Genomic DNA, 269 nt, shown 5'->3' on the forward strand with positions numbered 1-269 from the left:
TGTTGTCATCCTCATTGGCCAACGGTCCGGCCACTTGCCCGCCGATCTTGTCATCGTTGAGCACGATGGTGTACAGGTCGACGTTGCCGGTATTGGTCACGGTAAAGGTATAGGTGATACCGTCGATGCAGCCATCGCTGTCCTCGTCCACATCGGCCGCTCCCTGTTTGATGACCTGTATGGCCGGCGCCGGTGCGCATAGGTTTACGGGCAGTGGTGTGCTGATATTGTCGCTATCGTTCACGGGCGTGTCGTCCCCCACGGATAGT

General features: G+C 58.0%; 1 protein-coding gene. It reads right to left on the minus strand.

Annotated features, from left to right (window positions below):
- A partial coding sequence (locus tag DCK90_RS16850; protein WP_159075875.1) for a DUF7507 domain-containing protein occupies positions 1-269 on the minus strand: 269 nt, incomplete at both ends.

This window comes from Muricauda brasiliensis (assembly GCF_003057865.1).
GTDB lineage: Bacteria > Bacteroidota > Bacteroidia > Flavobacteriales > Flavobacteriaceae > Flagellimonas > Flagellimonas chongwuensis.